The organism is Pyxidicoccus sp. M6, assembly GCF_055568925.1.
In genome coordinates this window covers 5,097,831-5,115,321 of the sequence record NZ_CM145714.1, presented here as the reverse complement: position 1 = coordinate 5,115,321, position 17,491 = coordinate 5,097,831, and the positions used below count along the sequence as shown (strand labels likewise).

The 17,491-nt window shown below is 69.4% G+C and carries 11 protein-coding genes; 1 reads left to right on the top strand and 10 read right to left on the bottom strand.

The genetic code is table 11. From position 1 onward, the window contains the following. Position 1 precedes the first annotated feature (1 nt). From ACVTJA_RS20375 to dbpA, 10 genes are all read right to left on the bottom strand, one after another. Positions 2 to 1,777 carry an ATPase, T2SS/T4P/T4SS family gene (locus ACVTJA_RS20375; RefSeq protein ID WP_465838426.1) on the bottom strand — a complete coding sequence of 592 codons (1,776 nt, stop codon included), beginning with the start codon at positions 1,775 to 1,777 and terminating at the stop codon, positions 2 to 4. 145 nt (positions 1,778 to 1,922) lie between these two features. Next, complete coding sequence (locus ACVTJA_RS20370) at positions 1,923 to 3,371, bottom strand: type II and III secretion system protein family protein (RefSeq protein ID WP_465838424.1); 1,449 nt, start codon at positions 3,369 to 3,371, stop codon at positions 1,923 to 1,925. 39 nt (positions 3,372 to 3,410) lie between these two features. After that, positions 3,411 to 3,941 (bottom strand): A24 family peptidase, encoded by a 531-nt coding sequence (locus ACVTJA_RS20365; protein ID WP_465838422.1) that lies wholly within the window; start codon positions 3,939 to 3,941, stop codon positions 3,411 to 3,413. A 102-nt stretch (positions 3,942 to 4,043) separates the two neighbouring features. After that, positions 4,044 to 4,907, bottom strand: a complete 864-nt coding sequence (locus ACVTJA_RS20360; RefSeq protein ID WP_465838420.1) for an FHA domain-containing protein — start codon at positions 4,905 to 4,907, stop codon at positions 4,044 to 4,046. Between the two features lie 64 nt (positions 4,908 to 4,971). Beyond that, the gene (locus ACVTJA_RS20355; RefSeq protein WP_465838418.1) at positions 4,972 to 7,146 is read right to left on the bottom strand and encodes a hypothetical protein; all 2,175 of its coding nucleotides are present in this window, start codon (positions 7,144 to 7,146) and stop codon (positions 4,972 to 4,974) included. Then, positions 7,143 to 8,606 (bottom strand): YncE family protein, encoded by a 1,464-nt coding sequence (locus tag ACVTJA_RS20350; protein WP_465838416.1) that lies wholly within the window; start codon positions 8,604 to 8,606, stop codon positions 7,143 to 7,145. Before ACVTJA_RS20350 ends, ACVTJA_RS20355 begins: the two co-directional genes overlap by 4 nt. Before the next feature lie 187 nt (positions 8,607 to 8,793). Continuing rightward, positions 8,794 to 10,905, bottom strand: coding sequence for a glycine--tRNA ligase subunit beta (gene glyS / locus ACVTJA_RS20345; protein WP_465838414.1), 2,112 nt, complete (start codon positions 10,903 to 10,905; stop codon positions 8,794 to 8,796). Continuing rightward, complete coding sequence (gene glyQ, locus ACVTJA_RS20340) at positions 10,895 to 11,887, bottom strand: glycine--tRNA ligase subunit alpha (RefSeq protein WP_465838412.1); 993 nt, start codon at positions 11,885 to 11,887, stop codon at positions 10,895 to 10,897. Before glyQ ends, glyS begins: the two co-directional genes overlap by 11 nt. An 82-nt stretch (positions 11,888 to 11,969) precedes the next feature. Further along, positions 11,970 to 14,231: a serine/threonine-protein kinase gene (locus ACVTJA_RS20335; RefSeq protein ID WP_465838410.1), complete on the bottom strand. Its 2,262-nt coding sequence runs from the start codon at positions 14,229 to 14,231 to the stop codon at positions 11,970 to 11,972. Positions 14,232 to 14,371: 140 nt separating this feature from the next. Continuing rightward, on the bottom strand, positions 14,372 to 15,757 hold the full coding sequence (dbpA, locus tag ACVTJA_RS20330; protein WP_465838409.1) for an ATP-dependent RNA helicase DbpA: 1,386 nt from the start codon (positions 15,755 to 15,757) through the stop codon (positions 14,372 to 14,374). A 139-nt stretch (positions 15,758 to 15,896) separates the two neighbouring features. Here dbpA and ACVTJA_RS20325 point away from each other — a divergent pair, with 139 nt between their 5' ends. Next, positions 15,897 to 17,483: a pentapeptide repeat-containing protein gene (locus ACVTJA_RS20325; RefSeq protein ID WP_465838407.1), complete on the top strand. Its 1,587-nt coding sequence runs from the start codon at positions 15,897 to 15,899 to the stop codon at positions 17,481 to 17,483. Positions 17,484 to 17,491: the final 8 nt, after the last annotated feature.

Genomic DNA, 17,491 nt, shown 5'->3' with positions numbered 1-17,491 from the left:
GTCAATCCTCCCGGAAGATGCTCATGTTGACGGGGATGCCCTTGCGCTGCAGCTCGTCGTAGAACTTCGGTACGAAACCCGACGCGACGAAGCGGCCCCGGACCTTGTGGTCGTCCGTGAAGCCATCCTGCTTGTAATAGAAGATGTCCTGGAGGGTGACGATGTCCACCTCCATGCCCGACACCTCGGTGATGAAGCAGATCTTCCGGGTGCCGTCGCTGAAGCGCGTCTGCTGGACAATCATGTGCACCGCGCTCGCAATCTGCTCGCGGATGGCCTTCACCGGCAGCTCCATGCCGGACATGAGCACCATCGTCTCCAGGCGGGCAATGGCGTCGCGCGGCGTGTTGGCGTGAAGCGTGGTGAGCGAGCCGTCGTGGCCCGTGTTCATCGCCTGGAGCATGTCCAGCGTCTCGCCGGAGCGGCACTCGCCCACGACGATGCGGTCCGGCCGCATGCGCAGGCAGTTCTTCACCAAATCACGGATGGTGATGGCGCCCTTGCCTTCCAGGTTGGGCGGGCGGCTCTCCAACTGCACCCAGTGGTCCTGAGGCAGCTGCAGCTCCGCCGCGTCCTCCACGGTGATGATGCGCTCACCGTCCGGGATGAACGAGCTGATGATGTTCAGCGTCGTCGTCTTCCCGGAGCCCGTGCCGCCGGAGATGACGATGTTGCGCCGCGCCTTCACGCACATCTCCAGGAACTCGGCCATCTGCGCGGTGAGCGTCTTGTACTTCACCAGGTCCTGGATCTTCAGCGAGTCCTTCTTGAACTTGCGGATGGTGATGCAGGGGCCCTTGAGCGCCAGCGGCGGGATGATGGCGTTGACGCGGCTGCCGTCCTTGAGGCGCGCGTCCACCAGCGGGCTGGACTCGTCGATACGCCGGCCGATGGGCGCGACGATTCGCTCGATGACGCCGAGCACCGCCTGGTTGGAGGAGAACGTCTTCTCCGCCAGCGTCAGCTTGCCCTTGCGCTCGATGTAGATCTGGTTGGCGTGGTTGACCATGATCTCGCTGATTTCATCCGACGCGAGGAACGCCTCGAGGGGCCCCAGGCCCAGCGCCTCGTTGATGACGTCGGTGAGCAGCTCCTCCCGGTCTATGTCCTCCGGGAGCTCTCCGTCCGCCTCCATCTGGTCGATGATGTCGCGGATGGCCTTTTCGGTGCGGCGCCACAGCTCGTCGTCCCCGAGCCGGTCCATGTCCATGCGGCGCAAATCGAGGTACTCGATGAGCCGGTCGTGGATCTCCTTCTGGAGCCGCGTGTAGCGCTCGATGCGCGGGTCGACCTTCTTCTTGTTCTTCGCCATGGCGGAGGCCATGGACGCCGGCATGCGGCCGGCCGCGGGCGCGGGGGCGGGAGGCTCCTCCTCGTACGGCTCCTCCTCCTCCTCGTATGGCTCCTCCTCCGCGTACTGCCCCTCACCGTCGTCGTAGCCCTCGTCCTCCGGGGCCCCGGCGCGCGTCATCGCCGGCCCCTCGTCCTCCAGGGCCTCGACGTTGAGGATGTAGTCTCCGATGGAGACCTGGTCGGTCGGCTTGAGGACTTGCGGCGCGGCAATCTTCTTGCCGTTCACGAAGGTGCCGTTCGTGGACTTCATGTCCACGATGATGAACTTCCCGTCCTTGGCGACGATGCGCGAGTGGTACTTGGAGACATTTCCCTTCGCGAGGACGATGTCGTTGCCGGGCAGGCGTCCAATCGTGACTTCGTTCTTGTCGTACTCGCGCTGCTCGGTCCCGCCGCCCTTTTCCGCGAGGGTGATGAGAAACATGGTGGGGGCGGATGCTAGCAAGCGCACCTTCGTCCTCAAAGCTCCAGCCGCCGCCGCATGCCTGCCCGCAAGGCGACGGGCCGGTACCCTCCCTGGCAAGTAGGGAGAGCCCGGCCCGTGACACGCCAGGGACGCGGCGTCCGCGTCAGTCGAAGATGTTGAAGTTCACCTCGGAGCGGGCCTGCTTGTAGCGGCTCTTCACGTCCTCGATGATGGTGCGGACCTTGTCCGAGTCCGGGTTGACGATGCGCGGGGTGACGAAGATGACCAGCTCGCGCTTGGTCGAGTCGAAGCCGCGGCTCTTGAAGAGCTCGCCGACAATGGGGATGTGACCCAGGCCGGGAATCTTGGAGACGGACTTCTGCTCGTCGTGGCTGAACACGCCGGACAGGACGATGGTCTCCCCATGGCGCACGGTGACGTTGGTCTTCACCTTGCGGGTGCGGAAGCCGGGGATGGCGGACGAGCCACCGAAGGACACCGACACCGAGGCGTCGATTTCCGAGGCCTCCGCCTCGATTTCCGTCTGGATGTTGCCGTTGCGGTCCGCGGTGGGACGCAGGTTCAGGATGACGCCGTACTTCTTGTACTCCACCGCGAACTGGTTGTTGGTGATGAGCGGAATCGGCACCTCGCCGCCGGCCAGGAACTCGGCCTTCTCGCCGCTGGCGCACACCAGCTTGGGCTGCGCGAGCAGGCGGCCGTAGCCGTCATTGCCCTGGAAGCCGATGGAGAACTCCGAGCCCGCGTTGATGCCGAGGCTCGCCACGCCCTGGCCGGCGGTGCCGGGGAAGAGCTGCTGGGCTATCGTCGCGGTGGCGGACGCGGAGCCGGTGATGTCCGTGGGGTAGCGGATGCCGTAGCGGTCGCGGCTGTTGCGGCGGATTTCGACGAACTGGACCTCGGAGAGAATCATCCGCTTGATGCCGACGACGAGCAGGTTCTCCACCTTCTCGCCGATGGCCTTGGTGATGAGCTCCGCCTTCTGGAGGTCCTGCTGGCTCTCCACGGAGCCCTCCAGGAAGATGGTGGCGCCCACCACGTTGGCCTGGACGTTCTTGAGGCCGGCCTTCTGGAAGGCCGCGTTGAGGTTCTGCGCCACCAGCTTCTTGGCGTTGGGAGCAATCTTCACGAACGACTTCACGTTCGGGTAGAGGCTCACCACCTCGTTGATGCGGTCCGCGTCCTGCGTGGTGTAGGCCTGACCGTCCAGGTAGATGCGGTCACCCACCATGCGCACGGAGACGCCCTCGATTTCACCGAGGAGGCGCTTGATTTCGGAGATGACCTCGTTGGGGTCCTGCTTGCGGACGGCGACGAGGTAGCTGACGCGCTGGCCGGACGTCTTCCACACGAGGAGCGTCGTCTTGCCCTCGCCGAGGCCGGTGATGAGCAGCTGCCCGGAGCCGAGCGTCTTCACCTCGGCGATGGTCGGGTCACCCAGCGCGACGCGGCTCAGCCCGGGAACGGTGATTACCTTCTGGGAGCCGACGCCGAGGCTGACGCTGCTGCCCTCCTGCGCCAGGGCGCTGCCGCTGGCCACCAGGGCGATGAGGGCGCTCAGCGCCGCGGCATGCGTGAAGCGTGTGAACATCGTCCGTGTCCTCTTCCAGTGTCCGAGCCAGGCCAAGCTTCAGCTTCCGTGCTGCCACCACAGCGCCCAGAACGTGCCGAGCGCGATGGCGACTCCGTAGGGAATGTGTTGCTCCGGACCCGGCCGCGCGTCCGCGCTCGCCAGGCGCACCCGCGCCGCCCACCGGCGCACCACCGCCGCCAACGTCTCCCATACCGCGCCCTGCCAGAGCAGCGTCACCACCGCCTGGAGCGCGCCCACCAGTGAGATGAAGGCCGCGGCCGCCAGCACCGCCGGGAACCCCAGCACCGCCCCCACCCCGCCCATCAACTTCACGTCACCCCACCCCATCCGCCCGCGAAGGGCCGCCGGCAGGAGCAGCACCGCCAGCCCCACCCCCGCCACCAGCCCGCTGAGCACGCCGTGCTCCAGGTCCCCGAGGCCCTCGGTGACGAGGCGCACGCCGAGCGCCACCGCCATCAGCGGGTACGTGACGGCATCCAGGATTTCCCGGCGCAGCACATCCGTCACCACCGAGATCACCAGGGCCACTCCAAGGACCGTCCACAGCGCGACTTGAACAGGCGTCATCCGCAGCCTGTCCCCTTCGCGGTCAGGCGTCCGGTATCAAACCAGCGAGCCCGGGGCCCGTCAATTGTCGAACAGCCAGAAGCCCTGGAGGGAGGGCGGCGTTCAGCTCAGGACGAGGCGGATCTTCTCGCTGCAGATGAAGTACTCGTCCCCGTCTTCAATCTTCCGGCGCTTGATGCGCTGCTTGTTGAACCAGGTGCCGTTGGAGGACCCGAGGTCCTCGATGATCCAGTCATTCCCCTCGTGGACGATGACGGCGTGCTCGCGGGACACCTTGCCGGAGTTGATGACGAAGTCGCAGTGCTTGCCGCGGCCGATGACGAAGCGCTCCTTCACGATGCGCTCCTGGTCTCCGGCCTCCGTGACGAGGTACAGCGCGCCAGCCTCCTCCTCCTCGGCCTCCTCGGCGGGCTCCTCCTCGGCCTCCTCGGGGGCCTCGTCCTCCATGGCCGGGTCCTCGGGCTCGGGAAGCGGCTCCTCCTCCTCGACCATGTCGTCGGCGGGCGGGGGCGGCTCGTTCTTGCCCTTGATGAGGCGCTCGAGCTCCGCGGCCGTCTCCAGGACGCGCTCGGCGACCTCGCGACGGACCGGATCATTGTCCAGGCCGTTGGAGGCGGCGCCGCGGTCCTCGGCGGGGACGGCGCCGCGGCCGGCGGGCCGGGCCGGCTGCGGGGCGGGCTCGGGACGGGGCGCGGGCGCCAGCACCGGGGGCGAGCCCCGGGCCGGAGCGGGCGCGGCGGCCACCGGGGCCGGGCGGGCGGGGGGCGCGGCGGAAGCGACCGCCACGGGAGCCTCACCGCGGGCCTTCACCTCGATGAAGCCGTTGAGGCGCGCGAACATGAAGAGCGCCTGGTTGATCAGCGCATCGCGATCCGAGCCCATCTGCTGGGCCATCTCTTCGTACGTCTCCCACAGGTGGTCGGCGATGCCGACCTTGCGGGCGGGGCGGGAGTTCTGATCGATCATCGGTCTTGACTCGGGTGATTCAGGATGTCCCGGACGATAGCAGAGCCCCCCACAGCGAGCCCAGTTACTGGAAGATATTGAGGCCCACGTCGTTCAGTACGTTGTCGAACAGCCCCTCCATGTTGACCTGAAGGATGCCGTCCGCGGACGGGTAGGCGATGTAGGCCAGGTAGTCGCCCGGCCGTGCGCCTACCGGCCCGGGCAGGGTGTAGAAAGTCAGGGGCACGGTCGTGGAATTGTTCTTCACACCGAAGGTGTAGGTCCGGACGCCGGACTCGAGCGTCACCACGAAGCGGTCATCGCGGACGAGGCGGTCGCCCAGGCCGGACCCGGTCAGACGGATGACGATGTCCGGCGGGGTCGCGGGGAAGGTCGGCAACGTCCAGGCCGGGGGAGCATTGACCGGATCATCGTCCACGGTGACGGTGTCCGACAGGAAGCCGGACGGATGGAAGGAGTAGTTGGTGGGAATCGCGTACCCATCCGTGTTGCCGACGAGGTCCCGCACCAGCAGCCCCCCGAAGGCGTCGACGAGGATGAAGGGCTGGTCCCCGCCGGCCCGCACGCTGAAGCGCGGCAGGCTGGCGCATGGGTCTGGGATGGGGGTGGCCGGGTCGAGCGTCAGGCGCACACGGCCAGCGGTGCTGGCAGGCTGCACGTCCCCCACCAGCAGGTCCGTGGCGCAAACCGCGTCGCTGCTCTCCAGCTCGATGATGTCGCCGATGGCCACCCGCTGACGCGGGTCCGTGGGCTGGTCCACCTCGAAGAGCGTGGGCTGCGACAGGTCGCGTTCCAGCGCCGACATCGACGGGAACACGCCCTGGAAGACGATACGGTAGGTGGCGCCGGGAACCGAGCCATCGAGGAGCGTGTTGCGCTCGACCACGTGCGTGGGGTCCGTGGGATTCGCGTACTTCACCGTCTGGGTGACGCTCACCACCGAGGCGAGGTCGGTGAAGCCGCGGGACTCCGCCACGTCCGTCTCCGCCGGGTTGCGGAGGTTCACGGTGGAACTGGCGCCGTCCGGGTTCAGGTCGAACACGCGCCGCTCGCTGGCATTGAACAGGGTGATGGTGCCGGAGGACGACGGGAGGATTCCCAGCAGTGGCACCACGGCAACGCCCTCGGAGCCGTTGGTGTACCGCAGGACCACCTGGGCCTGGGGGACGATGGCCAGTCCCGTGGGAAGCCCGGCCACGTTGATGGGGAACATGGGCGCGCCGCTGTGGTCCGTGGCACGCGCGCCGGTGGCGGACTCCACCGCCAGCACGCCCGAGCACTGCGCGGCCGCTCCGCACGACGACTCATCGCGCACGCCGTAGATGAACTGGCCGGCGGTGAGCTTCTGCGTCTCGTCGACCGGCGTATCCGGGTTGTCCTTGACGCGCGTCACCTGCGGGTGCGTGGCGAGCATGCGCACCGGAGAGCCCTCGAAGCCGGGCGACAGGTCCACGGCGACGCTCGCGAGCCCGCCCGCGGCGGCCTCCGTGAGCAGCAGCGTGCGCCCGGGGAGAGACGGAGGCAGGTTGGTGGTGCTGCGCGTGGCGAGCACGAACTGGCCGGCCTGCGGCATCACCAGCAGCGCCGACGCGGACTCGAGCGGGTTGAGGCAGAACACCGGCACGGGGTCCGGCACCGTGCCCGTACCCTCGCCCGCGGCGAGCACGTCCGGGCCGGGCAGTTCCTGGCGCATGACGACTCCGTTGGTGCACGGGGGCGTCTGCCCTCCGGGCACCGATGGCGGCGTCTGCAGCGCGTAATAGAGCACGCTGGGGGCGCCATCCCCGGCCGGCGCGCGCGCGGCGAAGGCGGTGACGAGCGCGCCCGTGTGGAGGCGCTCCACCTCCACGAGGCGGCTGCGATCCGCCGCCACCACGGAGATCTCCGTGGAGCCGGAGCTGCGCGCATAGACATACGGGCCCGCCGTGTCGGCCTCGTCGGTGAAGCCCATGTCGCGGGTGAGCGAGTCCGGCCGGTCCAGTACGGGGATGGCCAGTGCCTGGAGCGGGTTGGGCGCGGGGACGAAGTCGCGCGGGTTGGCCGAGATGTCCAACACCTTCAGGACGTCGTCATCCGAGGACGTCACGAAGACCAGGTCGTTGGAGAGGACCAGGTCGTACGTGCCCGACAGGCCGGCGACGCCGGTGTCGGTCTCGGTGTCGGAGCAGGCGCCGGAAAGCCCGGCGCAGGCGAGGAGGACGGCGAGGCTGCCGCGAGGGAAGAGTGCGCTGCGCTTCAAGGGGTGGTCTCCGTACTGCACACGCTGGTGCCCTGGCGCGGGTCGCGCAGTTGCTTGGCGCCGAGCCGTGCCACCAGCCGCGCATCCTGCGGCCGGTCGAGGTCGGGAATGTCGATGATGGCGACGCGGCCGTCGCCGAAGGTGCTGGCGAAGAGGCGGGCCGCGTTGCCGCGCACGTCCGCCGCCAGGCCGAAGGGCTGGGCCGGCTGGCTCGGGTCCTGGTCTCCCACCAGCACCTGCGCGACGAGCTGGCCCACCTCCTCGTCGTAGAGGGCGACGGCCTCGTCACCCGCACCGGTCACGGCGACGATGTTGCCACGGCCCACGGCGCGGGGAATGACCTCCAGCTCGCTGGAGCCCTCGGGGAGCGGCGCCGCGGTGACGACGCGAATCGTCGGGGTGTCCGCAAGCGCGTTCTCCACGTCCAGCACCAGCAGCGTGTCCGGTCCGCGGGCCAGCAGGTAGACGCGCTCGCGGTTCGGGTCCAGCACCGTCGGGTCGTCCGCCTTGGGGCGCTGCACCACCGCCACGCCGCGCGCCTCGCGCACGGCGAAGACGAGCTCCACGTCACTATCCAGCACGCGGCCGGCCGTGTTCCGGTCCACCAGCCGCAGGATGAAGCGCGCGGCCAGCGCACCGAGCTGAGTGGACGAGGAGTTGCGGCCGGAGACGTACACGTACCGGCCTCCGAGGGCCGTCGCATGCGCGGCGCCGGCGAGCCGGCCGTTGGTGCCCAGCGCCACGAAGTCGTCCACGCCCAGGGAGTCCAGGGTGGGCTCCGCGGCGGGGAGGTTGACGAGGTAGTTCTGGAACTGGCCCTCCTGGCTCGACTCCTCCGGGCCCACGATTTCCGAGCTCGTCACCCACACGCGGGAGTCCGGGTTGGTGCGCTCCACGGTGACGCCGATGGGGCTCGGCGCCGACGGGATGTTGCCGTCGGCCCCCGGGACGTCGACGAGGGACAGCGCGCCCGCGCGGCAGTCGCGGGTGGTGCCGCCCTGCGCGCAGGTCAGGCCGAGGCCGTCCGCCCCCACGTCGATGGCGTGCAGGTAGCTGCCCTCGGCGCGGGCCGGGACGAAAAGCCGCGGAGTGCGGCCCGGCGGCCCCCAGAGCGCCATCTCACCCGAGAAGCTCTCAATCTGCACGTACGACTGGGCGCCGACGCCCAGGTTCGTGATGAGCGTCGCATTGTCCACCTCGACGGGCTGCGTGAAGGGTGTCCCGAACGGGCGGACGCCCAGCGCATCGAGGTCCAGCGCGGACACGGCGCCGGAGTCGTAGCACTTGTCGAAGTTGGCGCTCGCCACGTAGAGGTACCCGTTGGTGGACGGACCCCCCTCGGGGCGCCAGAAGGCGAGGCCACTCGGGTAGACGAGGCGGGAGGACGGCGGAGGCCGCGGCTCGGGCGTGGTATCGCACGACACGAGCAGCAGCGCGGCGGTGAGGAGATAGGCGCGCATCAGAGGGGGGCGGAGTGTAGGAAGGGGCCTCCCCCCGGGCAACCGGAAACACGGCCCGTCATTCCCGGCCGCTCGCCAGCGGACGCCACCACTCCCCCGGGGTGCCTGCCCTGCCCTTCAGGACGCGCCCACACCCTCCGGAGGTGTGCTCCATCCCCCGGAGGGCAGCCAGCCAGGGACAGCCGCTTCAGGCCGCGGCGGCGACCTCGGCCTGGATCTTCGAGAAGTCGGCCACCTGGTTGAACAGGGCGCCAATCTCCGTGAGGAGCCGGATGCGGTTCTCCCGCAGTTCCTTGTCCTCGGCCATGACCATGACCTTGTCGAAGAAGGTGTCCACGGCGGGCTTGAGGCCGGTGATTTCGCGCAGGGCGCCGGCGAAGTCATCCGCCTGGACGAGCCCCGTCACCGTGTTGCGGGCCTGGGTGAAGGCGGTGTGCAGGTGGCGCTCCGGCTCGTCCACCAGCTTCTGCGGGTTGATCTGCCCGCCCTTCACGTCCTTGCCCTGCTTCTCCACGATGTTGGCCACGCGCTTGAAGGCCGCGGCGAGCGGCTGGAAGTCCGCCCGGCCGACGATGAGGCTCAGCGCCTCCAGGCGCTTCTGCGCGGCGACGAGGTCGTCGAAGCCCGCGGCCAGCACCGCCTCCACCACGTCCGTGCGGTGCTGCTCGCCCCACAGCGCCTTGAGGCGGCCGCGGAAGAACTCCAGCACCTGCTCGCGCGGGGCGGGCTCGCCGGCCTTGCGCTTGACGTTGGCAATCTTCGGCCCGTGCAGCCGCAGGGCCTCGTCCACCGCGGCGGACAGGCTGAAGCGGTAGCCGCGGCCCAGCACCAGGCGGATGATGGCGATGCACGCGCGCCGCAGGGCGAACGGGTCCGCCGCGCCGGTGGGCGCCTTGCCGATGGCGAAGATGCCGGTGAGCGAGTCCAACCGGTCCGCGATGCCGATGAGCGCGCCCGCGTCCTTCGTGGGCAGCGCGTCCTCGGCGCCGCGCGGCAGGTAGTGCTCGAAGACGGCCAGCGCCACCGCCTCCGGCTCGCCGCCGGCGCGCGCGTACTCGCGGCCCATGACGCCCTGGAGCTCGGGGAACTCGCCCACCATGCCGGTGACGAGGTCCGCCTTGGCGAGCGTCGCGGCGCGCTCAATCGTCGCGCTCTCCCCCGCCCTGCCGGTCTGCTGGGCCAGCCACATGGCCAGCGTGCGGAAGCGCTCCACCTTCTCCAGGTACGTGCCGAGCTGTCCCTGCCACACGACGCGGCCCAGCTTCTCCACGCGGTCCGCCAGCGGCGTCTTCCGGTCCTCGTCGAAGAAGAAGCGGCCGTCCGCGAGGCGCGAGCGCAGCACGCGCTCGTAGCCGCGCAGGCTGAGCTGCTCGTCGCGGACCGGCGTGTTGGACACGGCGATGAAGCGGGGCAGCAGCTTCCCGTTGCCGTCCACCAGCGAGAAGTAGCGCTGGTGGCTCTTCATCTCCTGCACCAGCACTTCCGGAGGCAGGTCCAGGTGGCGCTCCTCGAAGGAGCCCACCACAGGGTTGGGCAGCTCCACCAGGTTCGTCACCTGGTCCACGAGCGCCGGGTCCTCCATGATTCGGCCGCCGGCCTTCTTCGCCGCCGCGGACAGCTTCTCCACCAGCTGCGCGCGGCGCTTCGCCACGTCCGGCACCACGTGCGCCTTCTCCAGCGCCGCCTCGTAGTCCGCGGGAGACTTCAGCTCGATGGCGCCGCCCGAGAGAAAGCGGTGGCCATACGTGGTGCGGCCGCTCTTCACGTCGCCGAAGACGACGGGCAGCACGTCGTTGCCCAGGAGCGCCACCAGCCACTGCACCGGGCGCGCGAAGGACTGGTCCACGTCACCCCAGCGCATGGACTTCTTGAAGTTGATGGAGTGCACCGCCGTGTGCAGCGCGTCCTGGAGGATGTCCGCCGCCGGGCGGCCCTTCTCCTCCACGCGCGCGGAGACGTACTCGCCCTTCGGCGTGGTGGAGCGGCCCAGCTTGTCCACCGTCAGCTTGAGCCCCTCGGCGAACTTCTCGGCCGCCTTGGTGGGCTTGCCCTGCGCGTCGAAGGCCGCCTTGGCGCTGGGGCCGAGCACCTCCTTCACGATGTCCTCGCCCGCGTCCGCCACGCCCTTCACCCACACCGCCAGGCGCCGCGGGGTGCCGAACACGCGCACCTCACCATGCTTCAGGCGGGCTTCGGCCATGCGCTCGGCGAGCACGCGCTGGAGGTCCTCCAGCGCCGGCACGATGAACGACGCCGGAATCTCCTCGGCGCCCACTTCCAGGAGCAGGTCACGCGCCACGGGTCACCTCCGCCTTGTCCTTCTTCTCCACGGGCTTGTTGAGCTGCACCGTCTTCCAGTAGTCGCTCGCGGGCTTGCCCTCGAGGACCGGGGGCTGCTCGCCCACCGTCCACTGCGTCTTGAGCAGCGGGAAGCCCAGCCGCTCGCGCATCTGGAGGTAGCCCTCCGCGCACAGGCGCGCGTTGTCGCGCACGCGCTTGATGAAGTTGGCGCGTTCGGTGACGGAGATGGCGCCGCGCGCGTCCAGCAGGTTGAACGCGTGCGAGCACTTCAGCGCGTAGTCATACGCGGGCAGCGGGAGGTGCCGCTCGATGAGGCGCTTGCACTCCTTCTCGTACGCGTCGAACAGCGCGAAGAGCATCTGCGGGTCCGACTCGTGGAGCGCGTACTTGCTCATCTCCACCTCGTTGGGGTGGAAGACCTCGCGGTACTTCACGCCCTTGACCCACTCCAGGTCGAAGACGTTCTCCACGCCCTGCAGGTACGTGCAGAGCCGCTCCAGGCCGTACGTCAGCTCCGCGGCGACGGGCTTGCAGTCGAAGCCGCCGCACTGCTGGAAGTAGGTGAACTGGGTGACCTCCTGCCCGTCACACCAGACCTCCCAGCCCAGTCCCCAGGCGCCCAGCGTGGGCGACTCCCAGTCGTCCTCCACGAAGCGCAAATCATGCTCCAGCGGATCGATGCCCACCTTCTTCATCGACTCCAGGTAGAGCTCCTGCACGTTCTTCGGCGCGGGCTTGAGGATGACCTGGAACTGGTGGTGCTGGAACAGGCGGTTGGGGTTCTCGCCGAAGCGACCGTCCGCGGGGCGGCGGGAGGGCTGCACGTAGGCCACGTTCCAGGGCTCGGGACCGAGCGCGCGGAGGAAGGTGGTGGGGGCCATGGTGCCGGCGCCGACCTCGAGGTCATAGGGCTGGGCGATGATGCAGCCCTGGTCGGCCCAGTGCTTCTGCAGCGTCAGGATGAGGTCTTGGAAATACATGGGTGACGAGTCCTTCTCGCAGTGCGTCGAAGGAGAAACGCGCGGACCCTAGTGACGGGGTTCCGGAGCGTCAAGGACGGCATCACTCCTTGTACAGAGGGAGGTCCGCCAGTCGAATCTGGATTTTCGTCACCTCGCCCGGCTTGACGGGCGCGGACAGGAGCCGGCTCGGTGCCCCCACGTCCGTGGGGTCGACCACGCGCAGGCGGTAGGTGCCCACCGGGAGCGGCATCTTCTGCAGCGGCGTGGTGCCCAGCTGGGTGGCCCCGTCGAACACCGCCGCCCGGGGCACGGTGTAGAGCGTCATCCACCCGAGCCCCGCCTTGGCCGCCCCCTTGGGCGTGCTGGTGTCCAGCACCTCACCCAGGTCCTCCGGGTTCTGCGTCACCGTGGTGACGGGCTCGGCGGCCGGCGCTCCGGACGAAGCGCGCGGGCGCTTCGCCGTCTTGCCCGTGTCTGCACTGGAGGAGTCCCGCGAGGCGGTGGCTCCGTCCTTGGCCTTCCGGCCGGGCGTCTTCGTGCTCTTCGGCTCCTCCACGGGCACGGGGGCGGGCTCGGGCGCCGGGGGCTCGGCCTCCACCGGGGGAGCCTCGGCCACGGCGGGCTTCTCCTCCATGCCCCGAGGGAAGCCCGGCGGAGGGCCGGCCTTCTGCTGCGGCGGCCAGTCCGCGCTGGCGGCGGGGTCCACCGGTGGCGCGGGGTTCAGCTCCGCCTTCACCCAGGCCCTGGCGGACTCGTAGGCGGGGACGAACTGCGCACGGACCATGGGCAGCGTCGCGAGCCAGCCCAGTCCACCGAGCAGCGCGAGCAGGAAGAGTCGGCCCAGCCAGCGCGAGGCCGGGCGCGCGGCCGGCGTCTCCACGGGCGTTTCGGCGCGCGGGGCAGGACGCGCAGCGCGCGCGCCCGGGCGCGGAGGCCGGGAGCGGAAGCGCTGCGTCTGCAGGTCACTCGGCTCGTCGAGCGACTCCGGGGCCTCGGCCTCCGCGGCCTCCTGACGGGGCGGAGGACGGGGCCGGGGCGTGCGCGTGGCCTGCGCCGCGTCCTGCGCGGGACGGGGCGTGCGCGTGGCGGGCGAGACGGACGTGGCGGCGGACTCGGTGTTCCGGCGCTGCGGCACCGGCTTGGGGCCGCTGCCGCTGGCGGGGTTGATGCGCGTGGCCGAGCCGGACTCCGCGGGGCGCCGCTGCGGCACGGGCTTGGGGCCGCTGCCGGCGGCGCGAGTGGGCGTGGAGCTCGCGGCGGGGCCCGAGGGCGCCAGGCGCGTGCGCTTCGCCTGCACCTGCGAAGTGGGCGCGCTGTCCGCGCCGTCATCCTGCTGGAGGGCGCCGGCCACCTCGCTGACGCGCGCGTCCTCCGCGCTGCTGGCGAGCTCCAGGAGCGTACGCGTCTTCTGCCGCTTGTCCGCGAACAGGTCGCCCATCACCGCGGTGACGCCGTCCTCGTCGAACAGCTCCGGCCCGAGCGCCGCTTCGATCGCGCGTGCCATCTCCCGGCCGCTGGTGAAGCGCTGGGCCGCGTCCCGCGCCAGGGCACGCAGGGCCACGGCCTCCAGGGCCTCGGGCACGTCGGGGTTGATGCTTCGCGGAGCCGGGATGTCGCCCTCGACAATCTGCAACATCACCGCGGCCTCGTGCGGGCCGTTGAAGAGGCGCTGGCCGCTGAGCATCTCGTGCAGCATCACGCCCACGGAGAACAAGTCACTGCGGCCGTCCAGGGGCGCGTTGCGCACCTGCTCCGGGGACATGTAGCCGCTGGTCCCCTTCACCATGCCCACCTGCGTGCGCCCCAGCCGCCCGCGCGCCTTGGCGATGCCGAAGTCGATCACCTTCACGACGCCGTCGTAGGTGATCATCACGTTCTTCGGAGACACGTCGCGGTGCACCACCACCGCGGGCCGACCCGACGGGTCCGTGAAGTGATGCGCGTAGTGCAGACCGAGGCAGGCATCGCGGATGACGCGCCCGATGAAGCCCATGGGCAGCGCGTAGCCCTGCCGCGCGGTGGCCTTCACCACCTGCTCGAGGTTCTGCCCCGGCAGGAACTCCATGGCGAGGTACAGCTCGCCGCCATCCTCGCCCAGGTCGAACACCTGTCCGATGTTCGCGTGCGAGAAGGCCGCGGTGATGCGCGCCTCGTCGAGGAACATCTTGACGAACTGCTCGTCCTTCTTGATGTCGGGGAGGATCTGCTTCACCGCGACGAACTTGCGGAAGCCGCCGGGCCCCGAGGTGAACGCAAGGAACAGCTCGGCCATGCCGCCCATCGAGAGGCGGGTGAGGATCTCATACTTTCCGATGCGCCGCCCCCGGTCGGGATCTTCTCCGGCGCCACCCTGCATTGCCATGGCGGGCGCGCATGTTAGCCCCCGGCACCGCTCACGCCAATGATCCATGCCCGGAAAGCGCCCTACCCCACGGGGAGGGCACCGGCCTTCGACGGAGGCGCGTCGCACGGCCCGGTGCGTCGCGCGTCAGCTGGGCCGCGCTACTTCACCCGCTCGATGCGCGCCTTGCGGCCCTTGATGCGTCCTTCCGTCAGCCGCTGGAACGCCACCCTCGCGACGCGCTTCGCGACGGCGACGTAGGACAGGCGGTCCTGGATTTCAATCTTCCCCACGTCGGAGGCATTCAGCCCTCCGGCCTCTCCCGTCAGCGCGCCGAGGATGTCTCCGGGCCGCATCTTGTCCTTGCGTCCCGCGGAGATGCACAGCGTCTCCCACGCGGCCTCCAGCTTCACCGCGTTGCGCGGGTCCGCGGACGGCAGTGCCTCCACGTCCCCTCGCTCCAGCTTCACGCCCGTGGAGTGCTCGATGTCCTCCAGCTTGCGCGTGTCGCGCGGCGTGACAATGGCCATCGCCAGCCCTGCCCTGCCCGCCCGCCCCGTGCGACCGATGCGATGCACGTAGGGCTCCGGCTGCTGCGGCAAATCGAAGTTGATGACCGCGTCCAGCGCTTCCACGTCGATGCCGCGCCCCGCGACATCCGTGGCGATGAGCACCCGTGTGCTGCCATTGCGGAACTTCGCCATGACGCGGTCCCGCTCGAACTGCTCCAAATCCCCCTGGAGACCGTCCGCGCTCACGCCCGCCTCGGTGAGCGTCTTCGTCAGCTTGGTGACTTCAATCTTGTGATTGCAGAAGACGATGGCGGAGCCCGGCTGGTAGTGCCGCAGGATTCGCAGCAGCAGCTCCGGCTTCTCCTCCACCTCGCAGTCGTAACGGAGCTGCTGGATGTCCGGCCCGGTGCCGGCCTCCTCCACCGTCACGCGCACGGGGTTCTTCTGGAAGGTGCGGCTCAGCTCCTCGATGTCCGGCGGAAACGTCGCCGAGAAGAGCACCGTCTGCCGCGTCGGCGGCGTGGCGGCGAGGATGTGCTCCATGTCCTCGTGGAAGCCCATGTCGAGCATCCGGTCCGCCTCGTCCAACACCACCGTGGCGAGCCGCCGCGTCTCCAGCACCTCGCGGTCCAGCAAATCCATCACCCGCCCCGGCGTGCCCACGGCGATGTGCGCGCCCTTCTCCAGCGCGTCCACCTGCGGGCGGATGGGCTGGCCTCCCGCGAGCACCAGCACCTGAAGCCCCGGCAGCCTGCGGGCCAGCCGGCGGATTTCGCCCGCCACCTGCGCGCACAGCTCGCGCGTGGGGCAGAGCACCATCGCCTGGAGCCTCCGGTCCTGGAGCCGCACCTTCTGGAGTACCGGCAGCGCGAAGGCCGCTGTCTTCCCACTCCCCGTCCGCGCCTGGCCCACCAGGTCCTTCCCCTGGAGCAGCACGGGAATGCTCTGCGCCTGGATGGGCGTGGCGGTCTTGAACTCCAGCTCCTCCAGGACCTGGAGCAGGGGCGGAGCAAGCGGGAGTGAAGCGAAGTCCATCTCGGCCTCGAACGAAGAGAGGGGCCCTTGTAGCAGCGGCGCGGATTTAATCCGGCTTAATTCACTCCTTCGCGTGGGTCCTCCGACAATCAGGGTGGGCACGGAGCGACACCGTGTCTCACTCACAGAGGGGGACAGCATGGGGAACAACACCATCCAACCGAATCGCGCCGCCGAGGCCGCGCGCCTTGCCGCCGAGCTCGCCGCCCGTCAGGCCGAGGAGGCCGCGAAACGCGAGGCCGCGCGGAAGGCCGCCGAGCAGCAGACCACCACCGTGAAGCCGGGCAAGACAGACGGCTTCGATGGGCGGCCCCGGAGCAAGGGGCCGAACCTGGGCGGCGAGTCCACGCTGGCCTACACGCCTTCAGCCAATACCCGCTCGGGCACGTCCTTCGTGGCGCTCTCCGGTCAGCGGACCTTCGAGCAGACGGATACGCCCACGCCGCCGCCGGTGACTCCCACCGCGCCTGTCTCGGCGGGCGGCGTAGCCCGCACCGTCACGCTCGATTCTCCGGCGGCGCTGGTGGACTTCCTGAAGGGGAAGACACCTCCCTTCGACCTGAGCAACGTGGTCTTCAACTTCCCGCTGGACATGTCCGCGGGAGGCGAGCTGTCCGGACTCCTCAAGAGTGCGTTCCCGGACAAGCGCACGGACACCCTGTTCCTGCTGGCCAACATGAGTGGGGCCGTCTTCAAGCAGGGCGTCGTGAATACGGAGCTCATCAGCGTCAACCTGAAGGGGGCCCACTTCGAGGGCCGCGTCGCGAATGTCTCCTTCGAGTACTCCGACCTCTCCGGCGCGGACTTCTCCCGCAGTACCGGCGTGCACTCCTCGGACTTCGGCTTCTCCATCATCGACAATCCGAACCTGATGGCAGGGGTCGACACCGCGGGCAGTGTCTTCACCGGAACGCGCCTGGGCACCCAGCCATTGCTCTCCTCCTCGATACAGCTCAACAGCCCGGCGATGCTGACGGCCATCACCGGTACCTCCGACCCAGCGGTCCAGAAGGCCCGCATCAAGGAATACCAGGCCGCCGGCACGCTGCTGGAGAAGCTGAAGGCGGCGCTGCCCCCGGGAACCCTCGATGGGGCGCTATCCCGGGAGTGGCGCGGCCGGCTCTACGACGCGCTCGCCACCACGCCGGGAATGCCTTCCGGAGGGGCCAAACCGGGCTCTCCGGAGAACAACAGCCACTTCCTCATCAAGGCGAACATCTTCGACGCGGTGGATGGCCGGTATGGCCCGTTCGACCGCCCCAAGGCAGGCGTCACGCTGGAGTCGCTGGCCGCGCTCGTCACGCCGGATGGCAAACAGCACATGGCAAGCGCCATCAACGACGTGCTCGCCAGCATGTTGCTGTCCGACGCGCCCGTGAGCCTGGATGCGCCCTACGGAGGCAACGCGCCTCCCGGCGGATTGGGCGAAATGAATCGGCTGGCGAAGGACGTGAAGTCCCGGGCAGCGCCGGGCGCGGAGCCTTCGCTGAACACGTGGCTCGACTCGACCTTCGTCTACAACGCCCAGGAGTTCTCGGTCCGGAACACGAACCTTCACACCGCGCTCGTAGACTACGTGAAGGCCATGCTTCCCATCCTCGACCCGGCCCATGTGGAGGCGTTCAACCGCATGTCGGAGGACGGACTGGTGACGCTGCAGCAGATGCTGGACGCGGGCATGGACACCATGGTCCAGGACCTGTTCAAGAACGTCATCGGCAAATGAGCCCTCGG